This window comes from Neopusillimonas maritima, from assembly GCF_003576595.1.
In the GTDB taxonomy this organism is placed as follows: domain Bacteria; phylum Pseudomonadota; class Gammaproteobacteria; order Burkholderiales; family Burkholderiaceae_B; genus Neopusillimonas; species Neopusillimonas maritima.
This window is the reverse complement of record NZ_NQOU01000006.1, coordinates 18,183-42,077: the sequence shown is the minus strand read 5'-3', so window position 1 is coordinate 42,077 and position 23,895 is coordinate 18,183. Positions and strand designations below refer to the sequence as shown.

General features: G+C 52.3%; 26 protein-coding genes. 10 read left to right on the top strand and 16 right to left on the bottom strand.

Annotated elements, in window-relative coordinates; genetic code table 11:
- Positions 1–41 precede the first annotated feature (41 nt).
- Entirely contained in the window at positions 42–392 is a 351-nt protein-coding gene (gene uraH, locus CJO09_RS13320; RefSeq protein ID WP_119442792.1) for a hydroxyisourate hydrolase, read from the top strand.
- Between the two features lie 39 nt (positions 393–431).
- Entirely contained in the window at positions 432–1,709 is a 1,278-nt protein-coding gene (locus CJO09_RS13315) for a urate hydroxylase PuuD (RefSeq protein WP_119442791.1), read from the top strand.
- Positions 1,710–1,753: 44 nt separating this feature from the next.
- On the opposite strand, the gene CJO09_RS13310 is transcribed toward CJO09_RS13315, so the two are convergent.
- The 9 genes from CJO09_RS13310 to CJO09_RS13270 all read right to left on the bottom strand — a co-directional run bounded on the left by CJO09_RS13310 (position 1,754) and on the right by CJO09_RS13270 (position 10,929).
- Positions 1,754–2,815, bottom strand: coding sequence for a type II secretion system protein (locus tag CJO09_RS13310; protein WP_147404929.1), 1,062 nt, complete (start codon positions 2,813–2,815; stop codon positions 1,754–1,756).
- The gene (locus CJO09_RS13305) at positions 2,790–3,398 is read right to left on the bottom strand and encodes a type II secretion system protein (protein WP_245961340.1); all 609 of its coding nucleotides are present in this window, start codon (positions 3,396–3,398) and stop codon (positions 2,790–2,792) included. The genes CJO09_RS13310 and CJO09_RS13305 overlap by 26 nt, the downstream gene beginning before the upstream one ends.
- Before the next feature lie 55 nt (positions 3,399–3,453).
- Positions 3,454–4,557 (bottom strand): type II secretion system F family protein, encoded by a 1,104-nt coding sequence (locus CJO09_RS13300; protein ID WP_119442789.1) that lies wholly within the window; start codon positions 4,555–4,557, stop codon positions 3,454–3,456.
- Positions 4,554–6,257, bottom strand: coding sequence for an ATPase, T2SS/T4P/T4SS family (locus tag CJO09_RS13295; RefSeq protein ID WP_119442788.1), 1,704 nt, complete (start codon positions 6,255–6,257; stop codon positions 4,554–4,556). The genes CJO09_RS13300 and CJO09_RS13295 overlap by 4 nt, the downstream gene beginning before the upstream one ends.
- Positions 6,254–6,823, bottom strand: a complete 570-nt coding sequence (locus CJO09_RS13290) for a hypothetical protein (protein WP_119442787.1) — start codon at positions 6,821–6,823, stop codon at positions 6,254–6,256. The genes CJO09_RS13295 and CJO09_RS13290 overlap by 4 nt, the downstream gene beginning before the upstream one ends.
- A complete protein-coding gene (locus CJO09_RS13285) occupies positions 6,807–8,114 on the bottom strand; it encodes a type IV pilus inner membrane component PilO (RefSeq protein ID WP_119442786.1) in 1,308 nt (435 codons plus the stop codon). The genes CJO09_RS13290 and CJO09_RS13285 overlap by 17 nt, the downstream gene beginning before the upstream one ends.
- 8 nt (positions 8,115–8,122) lie before the next feature.
- Positions 8,123–9,736 (bottom strand): hypothetical protein, encoded by a 1,614-nt coding sequence (locus CJO09_RS13280; protein WP_119442785.1) that lies wholly within the window; start codon positions 9,734–9,736, stop codon positions 8,123–8,125.
- Positions 9,733–10,551 (bottom strand): TcpQ domain-containing protein, encoded by an 819-nt coding sequence (locus CJO09_RS13275; RefSeq protein WP_119442784.1) that lies wholly within the window; start codon positions 10,549–10,551, stop codon positions 9,733–9,735. The genes CJO09_RS13280 and CJO09_RS13275 overlap by 4 nt, the downstream gene beginning before the upstream one ends.
- Before the next feature lie 189 nt (positions 10,552–10,740).
- Positions 10,741–10,929 carry a hypothetical protein gene (locus CJO09_RS13270; protein ID WP_119442783.1) on the bottom strand — a complete coding sequence of 63 codons (189 nt, stop codon included), beginning with the start codon at positions 10,927–10,929 and terminating at the stop codon, positions 10,741–10,743.
- A 142-nt stretch (positions 10,930–11,071) separates the two neighbouring features.
- On the opposite strand from CJO09_RS13270, the gene CJO09_RS13265 reads away from it, so the two are divergent.
- The 3 genes from CJO09_RS13265 (at position 11,072) to CJO09_RS13255 (ending at position 12,051) form a co-directional block, all read left to right on the top strand.
- Entirely contained in the window at positions 11,072–11,353 is a 282-nt protein-coding gene (locus CJO09_RS13265) for a hypothetical protein (RefSeq protein WP_119442782.1), read from the top strand.
- Positions 11,354–11,468: 115 nt separating this feature from the next.
- On the top strand, positions 11,469–11,627 hold the full coding sequence (locus tag CJO09_RS15615) for a hypothetical protein (protein WP_218961065.1): 159 nt from the start codon (positions 11,469–11,471) through the stop codon (positions 11,625–11,627).
- Positions 11,628–11,691: 64 nt separating this feature from the next.
- Entirely contained in the window at positions 11,692–12,051 is a 360-nt protein-coding gene (locus CJO09_RS13255; RefSeq protein ID WP_114420913.1) for a hypothetical protein, read from the top strand.
- Here the strand turns inward: CJO09_RS13255 and purB are convergent.
- Entirely contained in the window at positions 12,048–13,424 is a 1,377-nt protein-coding gene (gene purB / locus CJO09_RS13250) for an adenylosuccinate lyase (protein ID WP_119442780.1), read from the bottom strand. The genes CJO09_RS13255 and purB overlap by 4 nt on opposite strands.
- Positions 13,425–13,600: 176 nt before the next feature.
- Between purB and CJO09_RS13245 the strand changes: the two genes are divergently transcribed.
- Positions 13,601–14,221 (top strand): glutathione S-transferase, encoded by a 621-nt coding sequence (locus CJO09_RS13245; protein WP_119442889.1) that lies wholly within the window; start codon positions 13,601–13,603, stop codon positions 14,219–14,221.
- Positions 14,222–14,228: 7 nt separating this feature from the next.
- On the opposite strand, the gene mnmA is transcribed toward CJO09_RS13245, so the two are convergent.
- The 3 genes from mnmA to aroG are packed head-to-tail and all read right to left on the bottom strand — an operon-like array spanning position 14,229 to position 17,883.
- Positions 14,229–15,353: a tRNA 2-thiouridine(34) synthase MnmA gene (gene mnmA / locus CJO09_RS13240; protein ID WP_119442779.1), complete on the bottom strand. Its 1,125-nt coding sequence runs from the start codon at positions 15,351–15,353 to the stop codon at positions 14,229–14,231.
- 2 nt (positions 15,354–15,355) lie between these two features.
- Positions 15,356–16,780: an FAD-binding oxidoreductase gene (locus tag CJO09_RS13235; protein WP_119442778.1), complete on the bottom strand. Its 1,425-nt coding sequence runs from the start codon at positions 16,778–16,780 to the stop codon at positions 15,356–15,358.
- A gap of 26 nt (positions 16,781–16,806) precedes the next feature.
- On the bottom strand, positions 16,807–17,883 hold the full coding sequence (gene aroG / locus CJO09_RS13230) for a 3-deoxy-7-phosphoheptulonate synthase AroG (RefSeq protein WP_114420918.1): 1,077 nt from the start codon (positions 17,881–17,883) through the stop codon (positions 16,807–16,809).
- A gap of 295 nt (positions 17,884–18,178) precedes the next feature.
- On the opposite strand from aroG, the gene ehuB reads away from it, so the two are divergent.
- From ehuB to ehuA, 4 genes are read left to right on the top strand one after another with little or no spacing between them, the layout of a single operon-like run.
- Positions 18,179–19,039 (top strand): ectoine/hydroxyectoine ABC transporter substrate-binding protein EhuB, encoded by an 861-nt coding sequence (gene ehuB / locus CJO09_RS13225; protein WP_119442777.1) that lies wholly within the window; start codon positions 18,179–18,181, stop codon positions 19,037–19,039.
- 18 nt (positions 19,040–19,057) lie between these two features.
- Positions 19,058–19,732, top strand: a complete 675-nt coding sequence (gene ehuC / locus CJO09_RS13220) for an ectoine/hydroxyectoine ABC transporter permease subunit EhuC (RefSeq protein ID WP_119442776.1) — start codon at positions 19,058–19,060, stop codon at positions 19,730–19,732.
- The gene (gene ehuD, locus CJO09_RS13215) at positions 19,716–20,408 is read left to right on the top strand and encodes an ectoine/hydroxyectoine ABC transporter permease subunit EhuD (protein ID WP_119442775.1); all 693 of its coding nucleotides are present in this window, start codon (positions 19,716–19,718) and stop codon (positions 20,406–20,408) included. Before ehuC ends, ehuD begins: the two co-directional genes overlap by 17 nt.
- A complete protein-coding gene (ehuA, locus tag CJO09_RS13210; protein WP_119442774.1) occupies positions 20,405–21,169 on the top strand; it encodes an ectoine/hydroxyectoine ABC transporter ATP-binding protein EhuA in 765 nt (254 codons plus the stop codon). Before ehuD ends, ehuA begins: the two co-directional genes overlap by 4 nt.
- Before the next feature lie 71 nt (positions 21,170–21,240).
- Here the strand turns inward: ehuA and thpD are convergent, their stop codons facing one another.
- From thpD to ectB, 3 genes are read right to left on the bottom strand one after another with little or no spacing between them, the layout of a single operon-like run.
- Positions 21,241–22,161: an ectoine hydroxylase gene (gene thpD, locus CJO09_RS13205; protein WP_119442773.1), complete on the bottom strand. Its 921-nt coding sequence runs from the start codon at positions 22,159–22,161 to the stop codon at positions 21,241–21,243.
- A 19-nt stretch (positions 22,162–22,180) separates the two neighbouring features.
- On the bottom strand, positions 22,181–22,576 hold the full coding sequence (locus tag CJO09_RS13200; RefSeq protein ID WP_114420924.1) for an ectoine synthase: 396 nt from the start codon (positions 22,574–22,576) through the stop codon (positions 22,181–22,183).
- Positions 22,573–23,883 carry a diaminobutyrate--2-oxoglutarate transaminase gene (gene ectB / locus CJO09_RS13195; protein WP_119442772.1) on the bottom strand — a complete coding sequence of 437 codons (1,311 nt, stop codon included), beginning with the start codon at positions 23,881–23,883 and terminating at the stop codon, positions 22,573–22,575. Before ectB ends, CJO09_RS13200 begins: the two co-directional genes overlap by 4 nt.
- Between the last annotated feature and the right edge of the window lie 12 nt (positions 23,884–23,895).

Below are 23,895 nucleotides of genomic sequence, written 5' to 3'. Positions count from 1 at the left end.
ACAAAATCGTCAACATAAATTGTTAACAATTTGGAGGATTCATGGGAAAACTATCCACCCACGTACTCGATACCATGCATGGAGGCCCGGCTGAGGGCGTCAAAATTGAGCTGTACGCTGCCGGCGAAACCCGGAAACTCCTGAAAACAGACACGACCAACGCCGACGGTCGTTGCGACACCCCGTTACTCGGCCCGGATGAAATTCAGGCAGGGGTGTACGAAATCGTTTTTCACGCGGGCGACTACTTTGCCGCCAGAGGCGTGGTGATGCCCAATCCTCGGTTTGTCGATCAAGTCGTTATCCGGTTCGGCATCGCAAACCCCAAAGAAAACTATCACGTCCCCCTGGTGGTCACCCCCTGGACATACTCCACTTATCGCGGCAGCTAATGCACGCCTCGCCCGTCCCCAATCTCGGAAAATAAAATCATGGAAGCCTACCTGGTCGAATTCGGAAACTTGCTGTTGCGCTGGTTGCATGTTATTGCCGCCATAGCCTGGATTGGTGAGTCAATTTACTTCGTCATGCTCGACAATAGCCTGAAAACGCCCACCGACGACGCGGTAAAAAAGCGCGGTGTTCTGGGTGAAATGTGGGCTGTACATGGCGGCGGTTTTTATCACAACCAGAAGTACATGACCGCACCAGCCGAGTTGCCGAAAGATCTGCATTGGTCATTTTGGAAGGCTTACACCACCTGGCTGTCGGGTTTTGCCCTTTTCGTCATTATGTATATGTCGAACCCGGCTTTCTATTTGGCCAATCCATCCAGCCCATGGGAATGGGTGCGCGAACTATCAGGGTGGCAAGTTAACGTTATCGCCATCCTTTTCCTCATCGCCGGATGGGTCGTTTACGATCAGCTCTGCCGGCGCATCAGCCCCAACATGGAGCGCGACGGCATATTAAGTATCGGCGTCGCCGTCATGATGGTGATTGTTGCTTACCTCAGCGTACATATTTTCCAGGGGCGCGCGGCTTTTCTCATGACAGGTGCGGTCATGGCCACCGCCATGTCGGCTAACGTGTTCTTCTGGATCATTCCCGGTCAACGTCGCATGGTTAACGCCATGAAAAAAGGCGAAACGCCGAACCCCCTTGACGGCAAGAGGGGCAAACAGCGTTCGGTTCACAACACCTATTTCACGCTGCCTGTTGTGTTCCTGATGCTAAGCAACCACTACTCCTTCACCTATACCAGTCCATACGCCTGGATCATCATGAGCCTGTTCATTTTTTCAGGTGCGACGATTCGCCAGTATTTTGTATTGCGGCATCTGGGTCAAAACAAAATCGCGTATCCAATAGTCGGCATAGCATTGCTTATTGTGATTGCATTCCTTGCCGCACCGGCAAGCAAGCAGTCTGCGCCCGGGAATCAACCCACCACGAACTCGCAAGTTGCAAACCCAGTCGCCCAGGGTACGGCCAATAACACCGGTGGTAATAATGAATCCATTGCAAACAGCGAAATGGCTCGGGTAATGGAAATCGTGGAAGCCCGCTGCGTGCAATGCCACGCAGCGCAGCCCACACAAGCAGGGTTCGCGTCGGCACCTGCCGGTATCGCCCTGGAAACAGAACAGCAGGTAATGGCCAACCCCGCACTCATCAAACAGGTCACTGTTAGCGGCTACATGCCATTGGCCAATATGACGAAAATGACCGATGAGGAGCGCGAATTCATTGCCAACTGGACCCCGTGAGCTCCTCTGAAGCAAACAATCTAATACCATTAGCCGGCTGAAGCTTAACCAACACACATATAACCCCGGGTTCGGCCCGCGCCTGCATCAACGCCGCTGTCTGCAATACGCACTGCGGTATAACTAGTGGGACAAGTGCAGGCGCCGGTTACCGGGTTCATGGTATCCATGGTGCAACCGGTCGAACTATTCACCGAAAAACCGCCTCCCCCCACCCCGCCGGCCGACACCCAGCGCATTCCCCGACACACAAGCAAACCACCAAAATTTTCCCGGGCCACCAGTCCGTCCTCTGAACAAGGCGCCTGAGCAAAAGCCCGATGCCCCAACCATAGTGTATCGGCCGCTCGCAAGGATTCCTCCGTCGTTACCGTACCTTGGACCGAGAGTGTCGCTTGAAACTGGGGATCCCGTTCATCCTTCACCTTCAGAAAATCCATGGCCTGGGTTTGTTCAACCGTCACGGCCATAGCCACCGCGCCAACCGGCAACGCCGTCATGCCCATTTCCGGGGGATTCGAAAACTCAAAACCTGCACCCGCAATCCGATTTGGTGAAGCGGCAAACACGGCCCCGCCTTCACCTCGCGCGGCAAGTATCCATTGAGCTTGCATGGCAGCATAGTCAGCGGAGCCGATTTCGGGCATCAATGCCCCTTCTGTATAAATTAGCGCCTGTAAATCACAGTCTTGTCCTGGGCACGTGCCGGAACGAAGAATGCGCAACGCCAGCGCGGGACCAGATGCAAATCGCGCAGGAAACCCCTGGGGCAACAATGCTTGATTAATAAGCTCAGATATCGTGGGCCGGGCCCAATTGTCGTAACCCTCCGCGTTCAATGCAGTCGCACTTTCAGCCATACGAATCGTCGAACCATGCCTAGCCAAATAATGCGCCGCCGCTGTTTTGGCAGTTCGCATCCAGCTTGCCGACGACTGTGCGACTGAATCGTTTATGCGATTAACCCACATGTCAGCCGCCCATACGGCCAACAATGTTGAGATCAAGGCGGCAACAATCAGTTCCAGCAACGCAAATCCGCGATAATCAGTTTCACGCTGCCATGCCTGAGCATTGGACCTAACCTGCGATGAACACAAAATCATTAACATCACCATGTTCGCACTCCGACTCAGTTTCAATAGCGCTATACGGTGTAGACGCATCTTTAATCGTGACTCCGGCAACAGTCATCGTCTTGGACACTCTTTGCATAATCGAAGCAATCGATGGGCAAGCCACGTGACTGACATTCGACAAAGAAATTGAAAACGCCGCCCCCAGATCTTCCGCCTGCACACTTACTACACCATCTGTGCCCAGGCCGTGAGCGACAACCGTAGTCGCGTCCGCCCCGGAAACAGAAAACAGCCCTGAGTCTCCGACCATCCTGGCAAAACTGGCTGTGGTAATCGCGTTATATGGTTCGGCGCTTCCTGAGGAAGCATTCACCTGGGTATGTAAAACGAAACGCGCCAGTTCCTCTCCGACCTTGGGAACTTTATTCTCAACTAAATAATTGCCTATGGCCGGAATACCGATAATGGCCAGCAACAGAACAATAGCGGTGACAACCGCAACTTCCACCAGAGAAAAACCACGTTGAAAACGCAGTACCGCAGGCGTTAAACCGTCTGCTTTCGTTGATGATCTCGAGCAGAAAAGAGAAAAAGTCATTGCATTCGACATAAAACCACTCCTGTAAGAATAAAACCGCCAATTGATTAGGCACTGCGAAAGAAACTCAATGGGCTGAGTAATAAACCATCAGCGCCCGACGCAAGTCATCGATTGCGGCGTAATGCCAAAGACCCAGCGCCAACAACCCGATTGCGCACGCCAAAAGCACCAGCCAGCGCAAACCTGCGATCTGAAGACGAACCGTTCCCAACATTTGCTGTTCAAGCCTTTGCCGCGTCAGAATCAACGCTTGCGCCAGGCTGCGCGCCATGGTCATGTCTTCCAGATACCAAAGCAGCTCTCGATCGAGCAGCCCTGTATCAAGCGATCGGGCGCCCACGACCCCCGCATCAATCCGGGCCAGCATCCGGCACAAATGTTCTTCCATCCATGGCGTTGAGCCGGCTCGCAACGCCTCAATGGCCGTGCGCAACTGCACCGAACCTTTCCCGTCTGCCTCAAGCAAAACGACCAATACGGCCAAAAAACGCATGGCTTGCGCCAGGCGATACAATCGCCACAACAAACTGGCGTCCAAGATCCCCCTAAAAGACCCGACCAGGTTGGAAAGTGACCAAACAACGAGCCACATGAGAATGCATAGGAAAACGGGCACAAGCCACCAAAACTGCTCAACGTATTCCGCGAATCTGAACAAGGCACTTGCAGTCGCCCCGTAGTACTCAAGAGGCAAGCTACTGAAAACCTGCTGCAACCTCGGTACCGTAAACAGCGGCATAGCAATAGTCATGCCAAGCAGCACTAATACGGCAATCAACGCGGGCAACGCCCCTGCCCACATCATGCGGCGTATCGATTCAATTAATCGGCATGCGTGTGCCAGATCACTCAAACTGTTAATCAGCGGACGGTTCCCGGAACGTTGCGCAGCACGCAGTACCACACACTCCGATGGTGGAAAGTGTGCTTGCCACGTTTCCGATACGTCGCCGCCTGTAAGCGGGTAACGTCGTGCCCAATGAGCAGACAAATATCCACGAGCCGTTCTCAAACCATAACGATCCGCATCTCGTTCAAAAATTTCTTTTAGCGTCACGCGGCCTTGCGACCCCGTTAACAAACACGACAAGTACTCGTAATAATCGGCGCGCTGATGATGAAAACGCCACGCCATGAATCTCAACATGCTGTTATGTGCAAACCTCATGAATTGCACCTGCGTATCTGTCGTAATCGGCGCTCTGTTTCAAATGCATGAAAACGCGTTTCGATGTCACGCGGATCCACCAAACCCTGAAATACTTTTTGCATAGCGACGGCAAACGCGCCATCTTCCTGGGATATTTGCAAAGTGTCATAATTCGCCGACCTCAATGCCTGGTAGTACCCATTAGTCAGAGCAGGCTCCAAACAATGTGCGGCGACGGTACGCCCTGAATAACCCGATAACTCAGGCAAATGGCGGTTAATGCAGTTGGGGCAACCATTGGGGTTGCGGAACTTCAACGCACTAATACTTCCTTCAAACAAATGCTGAATCAGGTCCAACATTGCAGCGGGTAGTGTTTTTATTTTCGTGGCGGGTAATGCACACTCCCGACAGAGTGTCGGCAACAGCACCTGATAAACGAGCATTTTCAACACACCTGGGGTGGCCAGGAAGTCTCTCGGCACACCAACAGAAGACGATGCCAAACGCTCCCCCGCAAGCAAGGCCGATGCTGCGTGAGTGGTGCTATACACACTTACGCCGGAACTCGCCAGGTCAACGAAAGCCCGGCCGGTTTCCAAGTCACGAATTTCGCCCAACAATACATCCGTCATGGCCGATCGCTTCAATGCCATTAGTTTTGTGACAAAACGACTACCAGAAAGTGTGTCGACATCGCGCGCAATTGCACTTTGAACCGCACGAGGTATTAAATATTCAACGGGATCCTCCAGTGTCATCACTTTGCGATGTGCGGGAATAGCCGCCATCAAAGTGGCCAGCGTAGTTGACTTGCCCGACCCTACACTTCCTGCGAATAGAATCGCGCCGCCTTCGGATGTGGCCACCCGCTCTATTTGATTGACCTGATCCGGCAGATACCCCAGTTTCAACAAATCATTCTGAGGCGCAATCTGATCACGCAACAACAAACGCAAACACACGCTGGGTCCACGCTCGGCAGCCATCGAGGCCCAGCGTAATAACACCCGCCTCCCCCCAACTACTCGACTCATGGCGCCCTGTTGTTCCGCCAGTGGATCGAATACCGCCCCATTGCCGGCCCGAATGTCCATCCAGGCAACTGCAACCATATCCATCAAGTTAGCAGTTGATATTCCGCAGAAACGTTCGGGCATCACGTAACGACCGGCAATCGTGAAACGAACCTCCGACTCGGGAGCATCCAGAAAAATATTGATGTGCACATCACTGGCCTGATTAACCACGCCCCATTCGACCATGTCCTGAAACGCGGCAGCCAGCGTCGTCGTCCGATATGCGCCGTCGACCGCGCTATTCAACACAGCGACTGCTCCGAGCGCTTGCCCACGTGCGATTGCCATTAACATAGTCGCCGACACGACATAACGTTGCGGCTCAGCCAGTTCGTAACCGCTTGCGCTTAAACGCCGAGCCAGCTCGTCTGCCTGGTCGCCGGCCACATCGGCAGCCAGTGCCAGCAAAACCACTTTATTATCGGCACGTAGCACCGGGCAGATCCGATTGGCTAAAGCATCTACTTCCAGATCTTTAACCAGCGTTCGCACAAGCGCCGGAGACAAGGCCCTTAGTGCATCAAAATTAGATAATTCAATCGCTCGACTGACGTCAAAACGCTCGAAACAGACAGGCTCCGATACTTCGAAGCCCGGCAAAACAGCATATTTGCGCTTGCCTCGCAAAAACAGACTCATGGCGTCTCCCCTGCATCGGCATCCATGCACACATGTTGCGACTTTCCCTGACGAACCAACGTCAAACAACGGCCCTTCATCCCAACAAGACGATAAACAGTTTCGCCAGACGTCACCCCCACGGGCAATGCTTTTCCATTGATGTAAGTTAGGGTGCGTGTACCCGCCTGTACTTCCGCCACCAGTTTGCTGCCGGTACCGTAAAGCGCAGTCAAACGTACTTTTGAAAGAGGCAACTCCAGGCGAGATGCCATACCACCAGACGCTTTTTTTGTCTGCTCCAAACGTGCCGACTGTTGGCGCGCATGAGCCAACACCATGGCCATTTCCATTCTCATCAACGCACGTACAGATACCAACTCTTCGGTCATTGTGTTGTTATCGGTCGCGACATTCTCCGTTGTCGTGATGCCTGCCGCGGCGGTTTTCTCCGTAACCCGACCGGCTTCACCCAAATTAATCGTCTGCGCGTGCGCACAAACATTCAACAAAAACAACGAGGCAAACACTATCAATACGCGGCGCTTCAGAAAACACGCGCACAGCAATTCATTCAATACGTTCATGAAACTCCCCTTCAAGTAGCAAATGCAGCCGGCTGGCGCGTGCACCCGGAACAACTTTGTCTTTAACGGAAAGACGTGCGCGCGACCAGCGGATTGCATTCAAATCGGCTAATAACAAAACATACGAACGCAGCGGCCCCGACAGCTGGAGTGAACGAGACTGGTAAGTCGTTAACCCTTCAGGTCGCGGCAATGCGCTCCCCTTAGGGCCGATGGGCGCTGCGATTGCAAACGGCGTGGCTTGTCCCCATGTGATGCGATCGAACGCAATACTTGAGCGTTGCAGGATGCCCAACCAGGTTTTACGACTTTCTGCTGCAGTTGCGATCTGCATCTGAGCAAGTGTCAGCCCAAAGTAAGGAACAGACCAACTCGCCGAAACCCGATCAAGATCGCGCGGCTCCAGCGCCCAGGAAGCCGGTAAAGCGGACTCAAGCGCCTGAATATCCGTTGCAGGATGGCGACGACGATACTGCGCGGCACACTGCCAAAGTTGCCGGGCAGGCAGGCACTCAACTTGTTTTAATCGCCACCCCGCAGGCGTCACGGGCACCTCATAAAGTGCCTCCAGCAACCGTCGCGTTCCCGCAACGCCATGCACAACAACCTGATCCAAGGCCGCTTTCTGAGCCACACGCCACTGGTGCTCATGGTCTTGGGTCGTTGCTGCCAATCTTTCTGAGTCAGCGGCCGATTCGGACCCGCTAAAACCTGCAACAATCGCCAGCCCCATCAATAAGGCGACAATCGCGGCCGACACCCAGACGGGCTTACCTACCCACATTCGACGACGCTCTTGCAGCACACTGACCTGTCCTGCCTGTTGAGCCAAGAGACCCAGACTCGGCGCGTCTTTATCACGACCTGATTGCAAATAGACCATCCGGGGATAAGCGCGACGCAACTCCATCACAACAGCATCGAATGACTCGGGGTCAGAGGCAAGAACATCGGTGCGCATCACAACAACACCTTCGTGAACCGCTACAAGCCACCAACAATCGGGCGCCAAGTTCAAACACACAACCCACGTACCGCTCTGATACAGAGTAGCCACACTCTGAGCGGCGGAAAAAACCACTTGTTTATTCATGGCCAAGGCTTTGCGTCGGGGAATATTGGCCAATCCAACCGCCGCCGTCTTATCGGACGCCAAGACAAAATGACTGGCCCGATAGCGATCCGCCCTGCGCCGGGCTTCCCGTATGCCCAGCGACTCAATCAGAGGCAACCATTCCAGGCCAAATGCCAAGGTTTTCCCCGCAACAGATTTAAGAAGAGACTCTTTCATCGTCTCACCTAAAACCCTTCTTCTACCTGCGCGGTAATCACAATGACCGTTTTAAGACGTTGCTGTGATGCCTTGTCGTTGCCGCCTAATACCAAGGGCATACCTGGATTAAGGCGACGCAAGTCGGCGCTCTCCTGGCTACGATCAAAACCCGAGACCAAAACAGGTTGTCCCGGACGCAACGCCAGTTGTTGAACTGTTCCATTGCCATCGATTGTGACCTGTTGCAATTGCAACGGGTTATTTGAATCACCAAAGGTGATGGACTTCAGCGGCTGGGCAACGGTGTTGTCGTAAGCCAACGACAACAAAATCTGACCGTCCTCTTGCGCATCGGGCACGAGCGTCAACAGCGAACCCACCGTCTCTTCCTTTTGACTGATAGAAACGGTCGGCAGCGTCGCATCAAGATAGTTGCCGGATACGGAACTTTCAACCCTGTCGATATAAGAAAAGGTAGTACGCACAGCATGAGTCACTGGACGTCTGTTAAGGGTTAAAACCGGCACACTGCTGCGCCGTATAACTTTCCCCACTTTGCCCAAAGCGCTTACGATCGCCTCACTGCCACTAAACGGGCCTTTACGTATGCCTAAGCCCAACTGAGCCATGTCAGCCGCGATGGCGCCCGGCGCAGCAGCGGCAGCCGCAACACGGGCACTGGAAAAAACAATGTTCCAGTCAACCCCGGCCTCTACCGAATCGTTGGTCATTAACGTAATTTCTTCAAAAATAAGCCTCACGCGACGCGTAAGAGCCCTATTTTCTTTTTCAAGATAGCCGGCAACCTGCTGAAGGACTTGAGGCGTATCCGTAACCACAACCAGAGCACTCCCCCCTTCGTGCGCAACTGCCACACCCGCCTGAGTTAAAAATGGCTGAATACGTGCCTCAACGACCTCCATTACGCTAACTGCATCGCTTTGCAGCTCCGTACGCGAGCTACTGGCAAAGCCGCTGTCTCCGGATTTTCGCCCTGCGCCCAGCGCTGCTTGTGCCTGGACGGCAAGGGTGAGCGCACGAACATTAAAAATGCGTGTCTCAGTCCGATAGAATTCAATCCGCTCGTGTTCATAGCGCCAGTAAACGCCAAGCGCTGCAGCGACACGATCAAGAATACGCGCCAGCGGTTCTGATTCGCCTGACAAACTGACCGTTTGCCGATTCTGGCCAACGCGTGTCTGTGCACTGCCCGCTCCTGACAAGCGCTGTGTAAACAAATCATTTGACAACAAAGCCTCTGGATGAACATAAACAGGAATGCCGGTAGCCTGGGTAATACGCCGTGCGACCCTTGTCAACCCAATCGGTCCGTCGGAAAACAACAAGGTCGTTCGGACATGGCTGCGCAACGCAGTGGGTAACGTCACTTCACGCGCCAAAGGTAAAGAGCGCCCTGCAAGCCAGGGACGATCAACATGTTGAGCTTGCTCACGCAACTGCGGGCTACTCACCATTTGCGCAAATGCGTTATGGCTTGCCGTTACTTTGCTGTCGGTTTCGGCAGCTGACAACGTGACTTTTTGAATCGCATCACCCAGCGCACACCCTGCCAGGATGGACACCAATAACGGATAGGCAGTCGATATGGCAACAAGACGAAAAAGTTTCAGACGGCTCATGATGCACTCATCGTCGTTCGGGCACGATCACAAGGTTGCGCAAACGGCACTATGCGCAACACACGATTGGAATAGAAGCATGGCTGTAAAGGCCTGTCTCCCAATTCGCTCGAAGCAACCAAACCGCGCACGGCTTCCTCAAACGAAGTATCGAATTGCGCGCTTCCCACTATTGGGATGTCGACATCAACCGCCCAGTGCTCAGGCCCGAAATCCCATTGCGCGAACCGTGCCCAGTGCGCCAGAGCCTCACGCATGGTGCCGTCGGCCGGACTCACCTTGAAAGTTTTGACGGCCTTGGTCTCGATCTTTTCAACCAGAATGGCGGATTTGAGCGGCTCGGACGCGGCGATCACTTCGACCGGAATGGCCGACGCATCAGGCACCACGGAAGTTGCCACCTGTTCGGCCATGACCGGGGCCTTTGAGTTTGTATCTCCTGCCACCTCGGCCTGCCGATACACATGCCCTTGCGCATGACCACCCTGGATCACAAGATGTGACCACACACCGGGCAATATCACGTATGCCCCAGATTGACGGTAAGTAAGTAAAGTATCCTCCTGGCCACGTCTTGCAAATATTGCGGGAACCGGCGTACCGGACGGGAACTGCAACCAGGTTCGGCGACCATCATCGAACGCCTGTAGGGGCGTAACCCGTTTATCTCCTTTGATTGCCCACTCGAAATTGAACTGACCCACGGAGGCGGGTGTATCGAATATCCTTGCCCAGTGCGACACCTGCGCGCAACCGGCTGTTATCGTCAACAATGAAAAAACGCTGTACCGGAAAAAAATGCCGAAACTGATCATGCTTGTTCTCCCTTCGAAGCCCGCACACCACGTACTGGCTCGCACGAACACATCGTCGGCCCGGTCAGCCTTCAGCACCAGCCTGAGATTTACGAATAGATGAATTCGACACGCCGTCCAAAAGCGTTTAAATTCCCCTTAAATTAAATTATTTTTGTTTTAAATCAATTAGTTATTGAAATAACAAAACTATTGAAACCAAAAAACGATTGGCTGCTCTTGTTGGGAAAATAGTGACAAACAAATCACAATAAACTTTGTTTCATTTAGCAACACATGGGGCGTCAACACTTTGGTACGCTTGACTACGCCCAAAAATAAAACCCATGGGCGCACCAGTTTCATCGCAGCATTATTATTCTTAGAAAACACTTTCATGCGTGTTACCTTTGCGCTTTTGAAGAGCTACCTATAACCAAGCAAAAGCCAGCGCAACACGGTCTCGCCAACTGAATCAGAAAGTATTTCAGCTTCGTCTTTACCCATTGCTTTTCTGGTTCGCATGCTCAGGAGACGCATCATGAAAAAACTGGTTGAAGAGTTCTGGGGGCGCGCACTGAAAATTGCGCATCATTACGAATCCGATCAACTCACTTTTGCAGACTTAACCGGGCTGGTTGACGATTATTCGGCAGCCTTTCATGAATCCCTTTCCGGCATACCCGACTCCGACCGTCTGGCATGTTGCTTGTTGCTTGAACAACGCCTGCTTAACAGTGCCAATAATAAGTCGCACACAGACACGGTTAACTCAGCTTTGGCCGAATTGGCCGGTTCCGTCAACCGTATTCCAATCTACTAACACCATGAAATCCAATCCCTTCCAGCGGCATTTCCCGATTTCCTCCCCCGGAGCTTGGAAATGCCGCTAGAATGGTTGCATGAAAGTTGGTATTGTTCTCTTTAGCATCATCACTATGGCTGCCACCGCTTGGTGGTTATTCCGCAGTAATCGCCATTCCCGTCTGTCGTTCAAAGAAAAACTGCACATCGTCGGGCAAAGTCTTGCAACCGGCGTCGCGGTTTATTTCGCCTTACTCCTACTGGCGGTTATCTATTTGTCGGTTACCGGATAAAAGACACGAAGGGCATCGAAGTTTTACAATATGCCTACGTACATACAAAGAGAATGGTTTTATTTTGAATCCGACACCAAACGAATCGTGGGGCTTTTTGCATCCTGAATGTTTCGGCCAAAAAGCATTGCTATTTTTTAGCTGGGACCTGGCTAAAACCATTGAGCAGCAGTTTCATCTGCATGCCCAATCAGCCCCTGAAGTCCAATTATACGAAGCGCAAAAAGCGGTAGATCGCCTATTGAAACAATATCAGCAAATTCAGGCTAACCCCGACGCCTTCGAAGGTCAGCATATTACGTTGCAACTCGAAGAAACCGACGCTGATGAGGCGCCGATTCTGGCATTGCACACGTCTCCACAACTTGAAGAGCGTATTCTGGCGGCGCAAGCACAAATGCAAACGCCGCCCACCGTCAACTAAATCTTGCGCGCCAGTTCGGCCGCCAGTCCGATATAGTTCCTGGGAGTGAGAGCCAGCAGGCGCCGGCGGGCCTCCTCGGGCAGGTCGAGCGCCTTAATAAATTCCGTTAATGCTTCTTGGGTAATACCCTTACCCCGTGTCAGCGCTTTCAATTGTTCGTATGGCTGAGGCAACCCATAACGACGCATAACGGTTTGTACCGGCTCAGCCAAAACTTCCCAACATGCATCAATATCGGCATCGATCGCTGCAGCGTTCAGCTCCAGTTTGTTCAAACCTCGCAAGCACGCTTCCCAGGCAATGATGCAATAGCCAAAAGCCACACCCAAATTACGCAATACCGTTGAGTCGGTAAGGTCGCGCTGCCACCGTGACACCGGAAGCTTCTCAGACAAATGACGCAAGGTAGCGTTTGCCAGGCCGATATTACCTTCGGAGTTTTCGAAATCGATTGGATTTACTTTATGGGGCATGGTAGATGAACCGACCTCACCCTCTTTGAGCTTTTGCTTGAAATAACCCAGGGCAATATAACCCCATACATCACGATTCAAATCAAGCACAATCGTGTTAGCGCGTGCAAGTGCATCGAACAATTCCGCCATCCAGTCGTGCGGCTCAATTTGAATTGAAAATGGATTTTGCCGTAAACCCAGATCACCCAATACACGAGCGCTAAATGCACACCAATCAATTTCGGGATAGGCGCTTATATGGGCGTTGTAATTACCTGTTGCGCCATTCATTTTGGCCAGAGGTTGTACACGCTCGATATTGACCAGCGCTTGCTCCAGGCGCGCAGCAACATTAGCAAACTCTTTACCCACTGTGGTTGGGCTGGCCGGTTGCCCATGAGTACGCGACAACAAGGGTTGATCGGCGTAAATGTGAGCCAGTGCTTTCAACTTGTCCAATACGGCCGTCAAATGCGGCACCATGACCTGGTCGCGCGCACGCGTCAGCATCAAGGCGTGCGAGGTATTATTGATATCTTCCGACGTGCAGGCAAAATGAATGAACTCGGCGGCACGAGACAACTCTTCATCGTCGGCCACTTTTTCCTTAAGCCAATACTCAACCGCTTTTACGTCGTGGTTCGTAACGCGCTCAATGTCCTTAATGCGTGCCGCATCGCTTTCGGAAAATGCAGCCACCATAGCAGCCAGGCGTTCACGTGCTGAATCGGAAAATGCAGGTAGCTCAGGTAAACCGGCATCAGACAAACCAGTTAACCACGCAATTTCCACTTCAACCCTATGGGCCATGAAGCCCGCCTCGGATAATAAGCCCCGCAACGCATTCGCCTTAGCCGCATAGCGACCATCGAGCGGAGAAAGAGCATTTAATTGACTAAGTTGATCGGCGATTTGCATAGCGGCCCAAGTATAAAAAAACAAGGCGGGATTTTACCACCCCACCCATTTCTGTTGGGTTAATAAAACAGAATCTGCAACGAATCACAAACCGCGTCAATTCACGCATGCGGGAAATCATTATTCCTGCAACAGCCTGCTATACTTTTCCGACCTTTCAACTACCTGATTGCGCCATGAAACTTATTGGTTCACTGACCAGTCCCTATGTACGTAAAGTTCGCATCGTAATGGCCGAGAAAAAACTCGATTTCGAGTTCGTTCCGGAAGATGTCTGGTCTCCCGATACCAAAATTCAGCAATGGAACCCTTTGGGCAAGGTACCCTGTCTTTTAACCGACGACGGCGGCAGTATCTTTGACTCCCGGGTGATCGTCGAATATCTCGATACCCTCTCACCGGTTGGTCGTTTGTTGCCACAGGGAAACCGTGATCGGACGGCAACCAAATGTTGGGAAGCCATTGCCGATGGGTTGCTTGATGCCGGCGTCACTATTGTGGCAGAGGGGCGCCGACCGGAACAATTGCGCAGCGAAGACTGGATCAAGCGCCAGCTCGGTAAAATTGACGGCGCTCTGGCCTCCATGGAGCGGGGGCTTGAGGGCAACGGTTACTGCATGGGCGTAAATTTCAGCCTGGCCGACATTGCGGTGGGCTGTGCACTGGGTTTTCTCGACTTTCGCATGCCGGAAAAAAGCTGGCGTGAATCTCACCCTCAGTTAGCGCAGCTCTACACCAAATTGCAAGCGCGTCCGTCTTTTTCCAGCACTGTACCGCAATTACCCCAGCAGGTTTAGCTACAAACTAGGCGGTAATAATACCGCCGCCCAAACAGACGTCGCCATCGTATAGCACCGCCGATTGACCTGGGGTAACGGCCCACTGCGCTGAATCGAAGCTCAGCTCGAAAGAGTCCTGCCCCTCTTCAGCCAGAATCACATTACATGGCGCATCAGCTTGTCGATAGCGGGTCTTGGCCGCATACTGACCCTGTGCAGGCGGTACACCGGCAATCCAGCTGGCCTCTTGTGCCTGCAGATGATGTTGTAACAACCACGGGTGATCGTGCCCCTGCACAACATAAAGCGTGTTGTTTTCCATATCTTTGCGCGCTGTATACCATGCCGGCGCCACCCCGTCAGGGTTTTGGCGACCCTTAACGCCGCCGATCCCCAGCCCTTTACGTTGGCCCAGAGTATAAAAAGCCAAACCCTGATGCCGACCCAACACTTTGCCGTCAGGCGCTTTAATGGGGCCTGGCTGTGTGGGAAGATAACGATTCAAGAACTCACGGAATGGACGCTCGCCTATAAAACAGATTCCAGTCGAATCTTTCTTGGCAGCATTGGGCAGACCCAGTTCCTGCGCAATTCGGCGCACTTCGGTTTTTTTGATTTCCCCCAACGGAAACATGGATCGCGACAATTGACTCTGCGTCAAGCGATGCAGAAAGTAACTTTGATCTTTGGTGTGATCCAAACCCTTCAAAAGCTGCCACTCCGGCCCTTGCGGGCCTTCTATTTTACGTACCCTTGCATAATGCCCGGTAGCAATCCTTTCGGCGCCCAGCGCCATGGCATGGTCCAGAAACGCCTTGAATTTAATTTCAGCGTTGCATAAGACATCGGGGTTAGGCGTTCGACCGGCCGAATATTCGCGCAGAAAGTCTGCAAACACACGGTCTTTATATTCAGTCGCGAAATTTACCGCCTCAATTTCAATATCCAGCAAATCAGCCACACTGGCGGCATCAAGCCAATCCTGACGCGTTGAACAATATTCGGAGTCGTCGTCGTCTTCCCAATTCTTCATAAAAAGACCCACAACGTCGTACCCTTGCTGTTTTAAAAGCCACGCGGAAACCGACGAATCCACGCCGCCCGACAAGCCAATCACAACACGCTCTTTCTTGGCAACAGTATCCGACATGCTTAGCCCTGCATACTCTTGGCCGGCAACATTTTGCCGGGGTTCAGAATATTATTTGGGTCGAATGTTTTCTTCAAACCAGCCATCAATGCCAGACCATTTTCACCGTGCTCCAGCTGCATGAATTCAATTTTGTGCAGACCGATTCCATGTTCACCGGTACACGTACCCTGCATCCGAATGGCACGTTCGGCCAGACGGCGATTTAGCGCCTGCGATTCTTCCCACTCGGATGGATTGTCGGGATCGAGCAACATCATGACGTGGAAATTTCCGTCTCCCACATGGCCCAAAATGGTATAGGGAAACGGTGCTTGATCGAGCTCTTGCGCCGTTTCAAGCACGCAATCAGCCAAACACGAAATAGGCACACAGACATCGGTCGTACTGGCGACCGACCCAGGGCGCAATTGCAGACCGGCGAAATAAGCATGGTGACGAGCCGTCCAGAGTTTGGAACGCTCTTCGGGCAACATAGCCCAGTCGAAATCACGGCCACCGTTGTCGCGCGCAATGTCCTGCACGGCCTCGGCCTGTTCCTGTACCGAAGCCGGGCTGCCGTGAAACTCAAACAACAGTAACGGCGATTCACGCAAATTAAGCTTGCTGTAGGCGTTAGTCGCCTTCACCGCCCATTCATCCATAAACTCAACCCGAGCCACCGGAATACCCATCTGAATAATTTGAATAACACTTTCCACCGCCGCAGACAGCGTGGGGAAGTTACAAATAGCCGCGGAAATGGCTTCGGGTTGCGGATATAACCGCAGGGTAATTTCGGTGATAATGCCCAGTGTCCCTTCGCTACCCACGAAAATGCGGGTCAGGTCGTACCCCGACGAGGATTTGCGTGCGTGGCTGCCGGGGCGCACAATACGGCCGTCGGCCATGACGACCTCAAGCGCCAACACATTTTCCCGCATGGTGCCATAACGCACAGCGTTGGTGCCCGAGGCCCGCGTAGCAGACATCCCGCCAATAGTGGCATCGGCACCCGGGTCAATTGGAAAAAACAGACCTGTGTCGCGAATTTCTTCATTCAGTTGTTTGCGTGTCACCCCGGGTTGCACGGTAACCGTTAAATCTTCCGGATTCACCTTTAGAATGGCGTTCATCCCGGTTAAATCCAGGCTAATGCCCCCTTCTACCGCAAGCACGTGCCCCTCAAGGGAAGAGCCCACTCCAAATGGAATAAGCGGCACCTTGTGCTCGTTGCATAGTCGGGCAACATATGCGGCCTCTTCCGTGCTTTCGGCAAACACAACTGCATCCGGCAACATCGGCTGATACGGTGATTCGTCGGTACCATGGTGCTCACGCACCGACTGTGCCACGCTGAAGCGACTTCCGAACCGGGAAGCCAGCGCATCCAATAAAGCTTGTGGCACAAATCGACGTTCACAAGAAAGTTCCAAGCCAATACTCACGCTTTCTCCCAGGATTATTCGTACCGTTACGCATCCAGCGCGCTGGCCACGACCTCACGGCGCTTGCGTACAGCACGAGCCAGGCGCTCCAGCATTTGCACGGATGTTTCCCAGTCGACACAGCCATCAGTAATGCTTTGACCATATACCAGCGACTCACCAGCCACAAGATCCTGCCGCCCCGCCACCAGGTGGCTTTCAATCATGACACCGAAAATACGCTCTTCGCCGGACTCAAGTTGTTGCGACACATCATCGATTACCAGCGGCTGATTACGGTAGTCTTTATTGCTGTTGGCGTGACTGGAGTCAATCATGATTCGAGGCCGTAACCCAGCTTTGGCCAAATAAGTGGATGCATCTTCAACGTGTTCGGCATCGTAATTCGGCGCTTTCCCGCCACGTAAAATCACATGACAGTCCTCATTCCCTTCGGTGGAAACAATCGCGGAATGACCGCCCTTGGTAACAGAGAGAAAATGATGCGGCTGAGAGGCTGCCTTAATGGCGTCGATCGCAATCTTGATATTGCCGTCCGTCCCGTTTTTGAAGCCCACTGGACACGACAGACCCGATGCCAGTTCACGGTGAACCTGACTTTCGGTGGTGCGTGCGCCAATCGCGCCCCAAGAAACCAAATCGGCAAAGTACTGGGGGGTAATCATATCCAGAAACTCGCAACCTGCAGGCAAACCCATACTGTTGATTTGCAGCAGCAACTCACGCGCTGTTCTCAGGCCAAGATTGATATTGAAACTCCCATCTAAACCCGGATCGTTAATCAGCCCTTTCCAACCTACTGTAGTACGAGGTTTCTCGAAATACACCCGCATGACCACTTCAAGTTCACCCTTGAACTGCTCACGCTGTGCCTTCAGGCGATTCGCGTACTCAAGCGCCGCTTCAGTGTTATGAATAGAACAAGGCCCGATAATGACCACCAGGCGATCGTCGGAACCATGCAATATGTTATGGATTGCCTTGCGACTGGCATAAACGGTTTCCGCCGCCGTATCAGTAGTGGCGAATTCACGCATCACATGAGAAGGCGGGCTAAGCTCTTTGATTTCACGAATGCGCAAGTCGTCGGTATTGTGTGGCACTTTGGATACTCCTACAAAAAAAGCCGCCTAGCGACAGGGCTGGCGGCTTTTTGGGAAATTTTTGTTTGCTACCGAGTTTGAAACAAACCCTTCTTCCCTTCCCCCACCAGACGCGCCGGGAAAGTATAAAAATAAAAGAAGAAAAACTCGGGAGTGCGGTTCATAGTGCGCTTATGCTAGCACAAAATACCGCCCGGCGCCAAGTACTGCAAACGCCATCATTTGAGTACGAATTATTTTATGCGCTATCATTTCAATATTGATGATCGACATCGAAATAAACAGGACATCAGGCATGAAACCCACCCGACTTCTTGCCACTGGCCTGATTGCCAGTGTTTTTGGCCTCTTGGGCGTCTCGACAACCCAGGCGGTTACGCTTCAGGAAATCAAAGAAAGGGGCGAAATTCGCATTGCCATTGCCAATGAAATTCCTTACGGCTTCATGGATTTATCGGGCAATGCCAAAGGGGTAGGCCCCGAGATCGCCAAACATATTGCCAAAGTGCTCGGCATCAACAACATTAAATGGGAAACTGCGGCTTTTGGCTCCCTGATTCCCGGCTTAAAAGCAGGCCGTTTCGACATGGTTGCGGCGGAAATGGCCATTTTGCCGGAACGCTGCCGGCAGGTTTTATTCTCCGAGCCGAATAGTTCCTACGGTGAAGGCCTACTGGTTGCCCAAGGCAACCCTATGAAACTGAATGCGTTTGAGCAATTTACAGAAGGCGACCTGAAAATCGCCATTATGGCAGGCGCCGACCAACTTGAAATTCTACAGGCACTGGGGGTGCCCGGTGCTCGTATGGTAACCATTGCCAATAATGCTGACGCGATCTCCACAGTGGCAACCGGGCGTGCCGATGCTTACGCCGCCACCAGCTTAACCGTGGCTGAACTGGCGGCAAAAAGTGACAAGGTTGAGTCAGCCGAACCGTTCAACGACCCCATTATTAATGGAACAGCGGTACGTAGTTGGGGTGGGTTTACCTTTGCACAAGGCTCGGAAAAACTGCAAAAAGCCGTAAACGACGCTTTGACACAGTTTAAGAAAACCGACCAATGGAAGGCTATTTTGCAAAATTACGGCTTTTCATCCGCCGACATAAACGAATCCTTTCAAAAAACCACGGCACAGTTATGTAAAGCGTCGTGATTTTTAGCCCTGGATCGCATGGAATGGCTTAATTATCTACCTCCTTTAATGGAGGGCGCCTGGGTCACGGTTCAACTGACCGTCTATTCAACCGTTTTGGGCGGGTTGATCTCATTTGCTCTGGGTATCGGCCGCCTGGCGTCACATGCCGCCATTCGCCTGCCGTCCATTGCTGTTATCGAGATCTTTCGAGGCACTTCGCTTTTAGTGCAATTGTTCTGGTTATATTTCGCCCTGCCTATCTTGGGAGACACTCTGGGGGTGAACCTGAAACTGGCTCCCGTGTTAGCCGGCACCCTGGCGCTGAGCCTGAACATAGGCGCGTATGGCGCCGAGGTCGTAAGAGGCGCCTTGCAAGCCGTTCCAAAGCCACAGCTTGAAGCGGCCACGGCATTGAATTTTTCGTCGCGACAAACACTATGGCGCGTCAGCTTGCCACAAGCAATTCCTGAAATGATGCCGAGCTTCGGCAACTTGGCGATACAAAATCTGAAAGATACGGCGTTGGTCTCGCTGATCAGCTTGGGCGATCTAGCGTTCCGAGCCGAACAGGTACGAAATTTCACACAAGACAGTACCACGGTCTACACCCTGTTGCTGCTGATGTACTTCGGCATGGCGCTGGTGCTGGCCGGGCTCATGAAAAGTCTGGAACTTCTGGTAGGAAGGTGGCGCCATGCTGTTCGGCATTGAGTGGAACACCGACAGCAATTGGCAGTTCGCACTGTCTATCTTGCCGATTCTTTTGCGCGGCATGGTCGTAACCTTGCAGGCCACTGTGGTGGGCTTTGTGCTCGCCGCCATTTTCGGACTTGTTCTGGCGGCACTTAAAAGCGTACCTTTGCGTCTTGTTTCGTGGCCGGCCAAACTCATTAGCGAATTTCTGCGCGACACACCACTGCTGGTGCAATTGTTTTTTCTTTACTACGTGCTGCCGGACTACGGTATTGTGTTACCCGCCTTTCTAACGGGCGCCCTGGCTTTGGGTTTGCAGTACAGCGCTTATGCATCTGAAGTTTATCGAGCCGGGCTGGAGTCGGTACCACGAGGTCAGTATGAGGCCGCCCGTGCACTGGATTTGTCTCCCATCCACACATTCCGGATCATCGTGCTGCCACAGGCCATTCCACGCATTATTCCGGCCCTGGGAAACTATCTGGTTTCCATCATGAAAGACGTCCCACTGCTGTCAGTCGTTTCCGTGCTTGAGATGCTGAATGTCGCAAAAATTATTGGTGACCGTACCTTCAACTACCTCATTCCCCTTTCCATGGTGGGTGGACTTTACCTGGTTATGACACTGGTTGCCGCCGCGGGCGTACGTTACCTGGATACGCGTCTGCCTAAACAAGGAATACCATTGCGATGAATGAAACTGCCATCGAATTTCGTGATGTTGTTAAATGCTTTGGCGACGTTACGGTACTTAATCACCTGAATTTCTCGGTAAAGAAAGGAGAAAAGGTCAGTATTATCGGCCCATCCGGCTCCGGAAAATCTACTGTTCTGCGCATATTGATGACGCTTGAAAAAATAGAATCGGGTGCGGTTTACGTCGCAGAGCAGCCTTTGTGGCATGAAATACGTGAGGGTCGGTTAGCCCCGGCCGGTGAGCGCCACTTACGTGAAATGCGCAGGGAAATGGGGATGGTTTTTCAACAGTTCAACCTGTTCCCACATATGACAGTTCGGCGCAACATTACTGAAGCACCGAGACACGTTCTGGGTCTATCGAAGAACGACGCAAATGCGCGCGCCGAGGAATACCTGCAACTTGTGGGCTTAAGCGACCAGGCAGATAAATATCCGCATCAATTATCCGGTGGTCAGCAACAACGTGTTGCCATCGCACGTGCTCTGGCCATGCGCCCAGGTATTATGCTGTTCGATGAGCCTACGTCTGCACTCGACCCTGAACTGGTCGGCGAAGTATTGGCGGTCATTCAACGCCTTTCCCAGGAGAGTGATTTAACCCTGTTGCTCGTAACGCACGAAATGCAATTTGCCCACAACATTTCCGACCGCGTGTGCTTTTTCGACAAGGGAGAAATTGTTGAAGACGGCCCTCCAGAGGTTATTTTTACACACCCCAAAGAAGCCCGAACACGAGAATTTCTGAAGTTGGATTAAACAAAAAAAACGTTGCGAAGGTGGGACTCCTTCGCAACGTAAAAACAAACCATCATCAACGCCAGAGGCAGTTATACAACTTCTGCATTGGCTTCGAGTGGCTCGAGAGGAACATATTTTTCACGCGTCGCAATATACTCAGGACGCGGTTTCAAACCATACTTTGGCTCGTCGAGCGTATTTTCGATGCTGTTGTACACCATGAACAAATTGGCACGTGGCCACGGCGAAATATTGCTTGCCGATCCATGCATGGTGTTGCACTCGAAAAAAATCACCGAACCGGCCTTGGCCAATACCGGCTGAATGCCGCCTTGCTCAACCAAGAGCTGCAGGCTGATCGGGTCGGGCACACCAAACTCTTGTTTTTTCAGCGACTGCCGGTAATGGTTGTCGGGCGTGACTCCCTGGCACGAAATGAACTGCTGATGCGAACCAGGGATAAGCATGAGCGGGCCATTGCACTCATTGTTGTCGGTTAACAAAATGGAGCAGCTGACCGCACGCATGCGCGGCATACCGTCTTCAATATGCCAGGTTTCAAAGTCGGAGTGCCAATAAAACTCCTTCCCTTTGAAGCCCGGTTTCAGATTGGCTCGGGACTGGTGGATATACACTTCCGACCCCAGTACCTGGCGGGCCACATGAATAAGACGCGGGTCACGCGCTATATCGGAAGCCATGCCGCTTAGTTCATGCATTCTAAAAATGGAACGCACGGCATCGCTTCCGGGCTCGGTGATTGCTTCGTCGAGCTTGCGAATCTCGGGATCCTCGCCCATGCGCTTGACTTCATTGAGCATGGCCTGCACTTCATCTTCATTGAACAGGTTTTCCAGCACAATGAAGCCGTCGCGGGCGTAGGTGTCGACCTGATCGGCCGTTAGCGCTTTGGCATAACTACCGTTTGCATAAACGACCGGATCCTGTCGGGCAATTATGGCTGACGTACGGGCATCACGCGAAGAATAAACATCTTGTAGTGTTGTCATACAGTCCTCCTGCAAAACTTTATGCAGCGTCTGCTGCAGCTGGATACACTCCTTTTTCGTCGTGAACTTCGTCACCCGTTAAGGGCGGGTTAAACACGCAAATAACGCGCAAAGGTTCTTTCCCGCCACGCAGCCAATGCTCGTCATGCTCGTCGAGTGCATACACCACGCCAGGCTCCAGCTTGTATTTCTTGCCATCGGCAATGGTTTCAATCTCGCCGTCACCTTCTACAACCCACACCGCTTCCAGGTGATTTTTGTAATGGATATGCGTTTGCGTACCCGGGCGAATAACGGTTTCATGAAACGAGAAACCCATGCCGTCTTTCTTGAGCAGAACACGCCGACTAACCCAGTTGTCAGTGCGCATTTCGTACTCTGTTCCGATTACATCTTTAACGTTTTTTACAATCATCCGCGTTTACCTCCAAACTTCAATACACGTGCACTGACACCCCGTCCCTTATAGACTTCGGCAACACTGCGTTCAATAATTTCAAGACCTTTTTGAAGCTGCTCTTCGCTAATGGTTAAAGCAGGCAACAGCTTCAGCACTTCATCGTTGGCACCCGAGGTTTCAATAACCAGACCGTGCTCAAACGCTTTATGCGCAATTTCATTAGCCAGATCGTCGCTATCGGCCGGGGCAACCAAACCCTGAATCATGCCGCGACCCCGTACACTTAACCCTTCATTGGGATAGTTGTACACAATGTTGTCGAGCGACTTGCGAATCATCTCGGACTTCTTGGCAATTTCTTGTTCGAACTGATCGTTCGTCCAATAGGTATCCAGCGCCTCGGCAGCCGTCACAAAGGCCAGATTATTACCGCGGAAAGTACCGCTGTGCGAACCGGGAGCCCAGATATCGAGCTCGGGCTTCATCAGTACCAACGACATCGGCAACCCATAGCCAGACAACGACTTCGATAGCGTGACGATGTCGGGACTAATACCGTATTTATCGAAACTGAAGAACGAACCGGTACGACCACAACCCACCTGGATGTCATCCACAATGAGCAACATATCGTATTTGCGGCAAAGCTTTTCAAGGCTCAGCAACCAACGTTTGGTTGCCACATTTACACCGCCCTCACCCTGCACCGTTTCCACGATCACCGCAGCAGGCTGGTCCAGGCCGCTACTGGGATCTTCCAGCAAACGCTCGAAATACTCGATAGTGTCAATGTTATCGCCCATGTAACCGCAGTAGGGGATAAACGTGGTGTTATCAAGCCCTACACCCGCGGCATCGCGAAACTTGCTATTTGCCGTGGTGGCGAGCGAGCCGCCGCTTACACCGTGAAAGCCATGAGTAAAGGAAACCACGTTCTCGCGCCCTTTAACCAAGCGAGCCAGCTTTAATGCGGCTTCAACAGCATTGGTACCCGTGGGCCCGGTAAATTGCAGTTTGTAATTCATGCCACGCGGCTTGAGCAACACTCGCTCGAACGTTTCCATGAAATGTTTCTTCGCTTCGGTGGCCATATCGAGGCCATGCACCACGCCGTCGCTGTGGATATATTCGATGAGTTTTTCTTTCAGCTTGGGGTTGTTGTGCCCGTAGTTAAGTGTTCCGGCACCGGCAAAGAAGTCGATATACTCACGACCGGTTTGATCGAACAGGGTCGAACCCTGTGCCTTGCTAAAAATAACTGGGAAAGACCGAATGTAGCCGCGAACTTCAGACTCCATCCGATCAAAAATATTCAAGTCCATGATTTGGTTCCT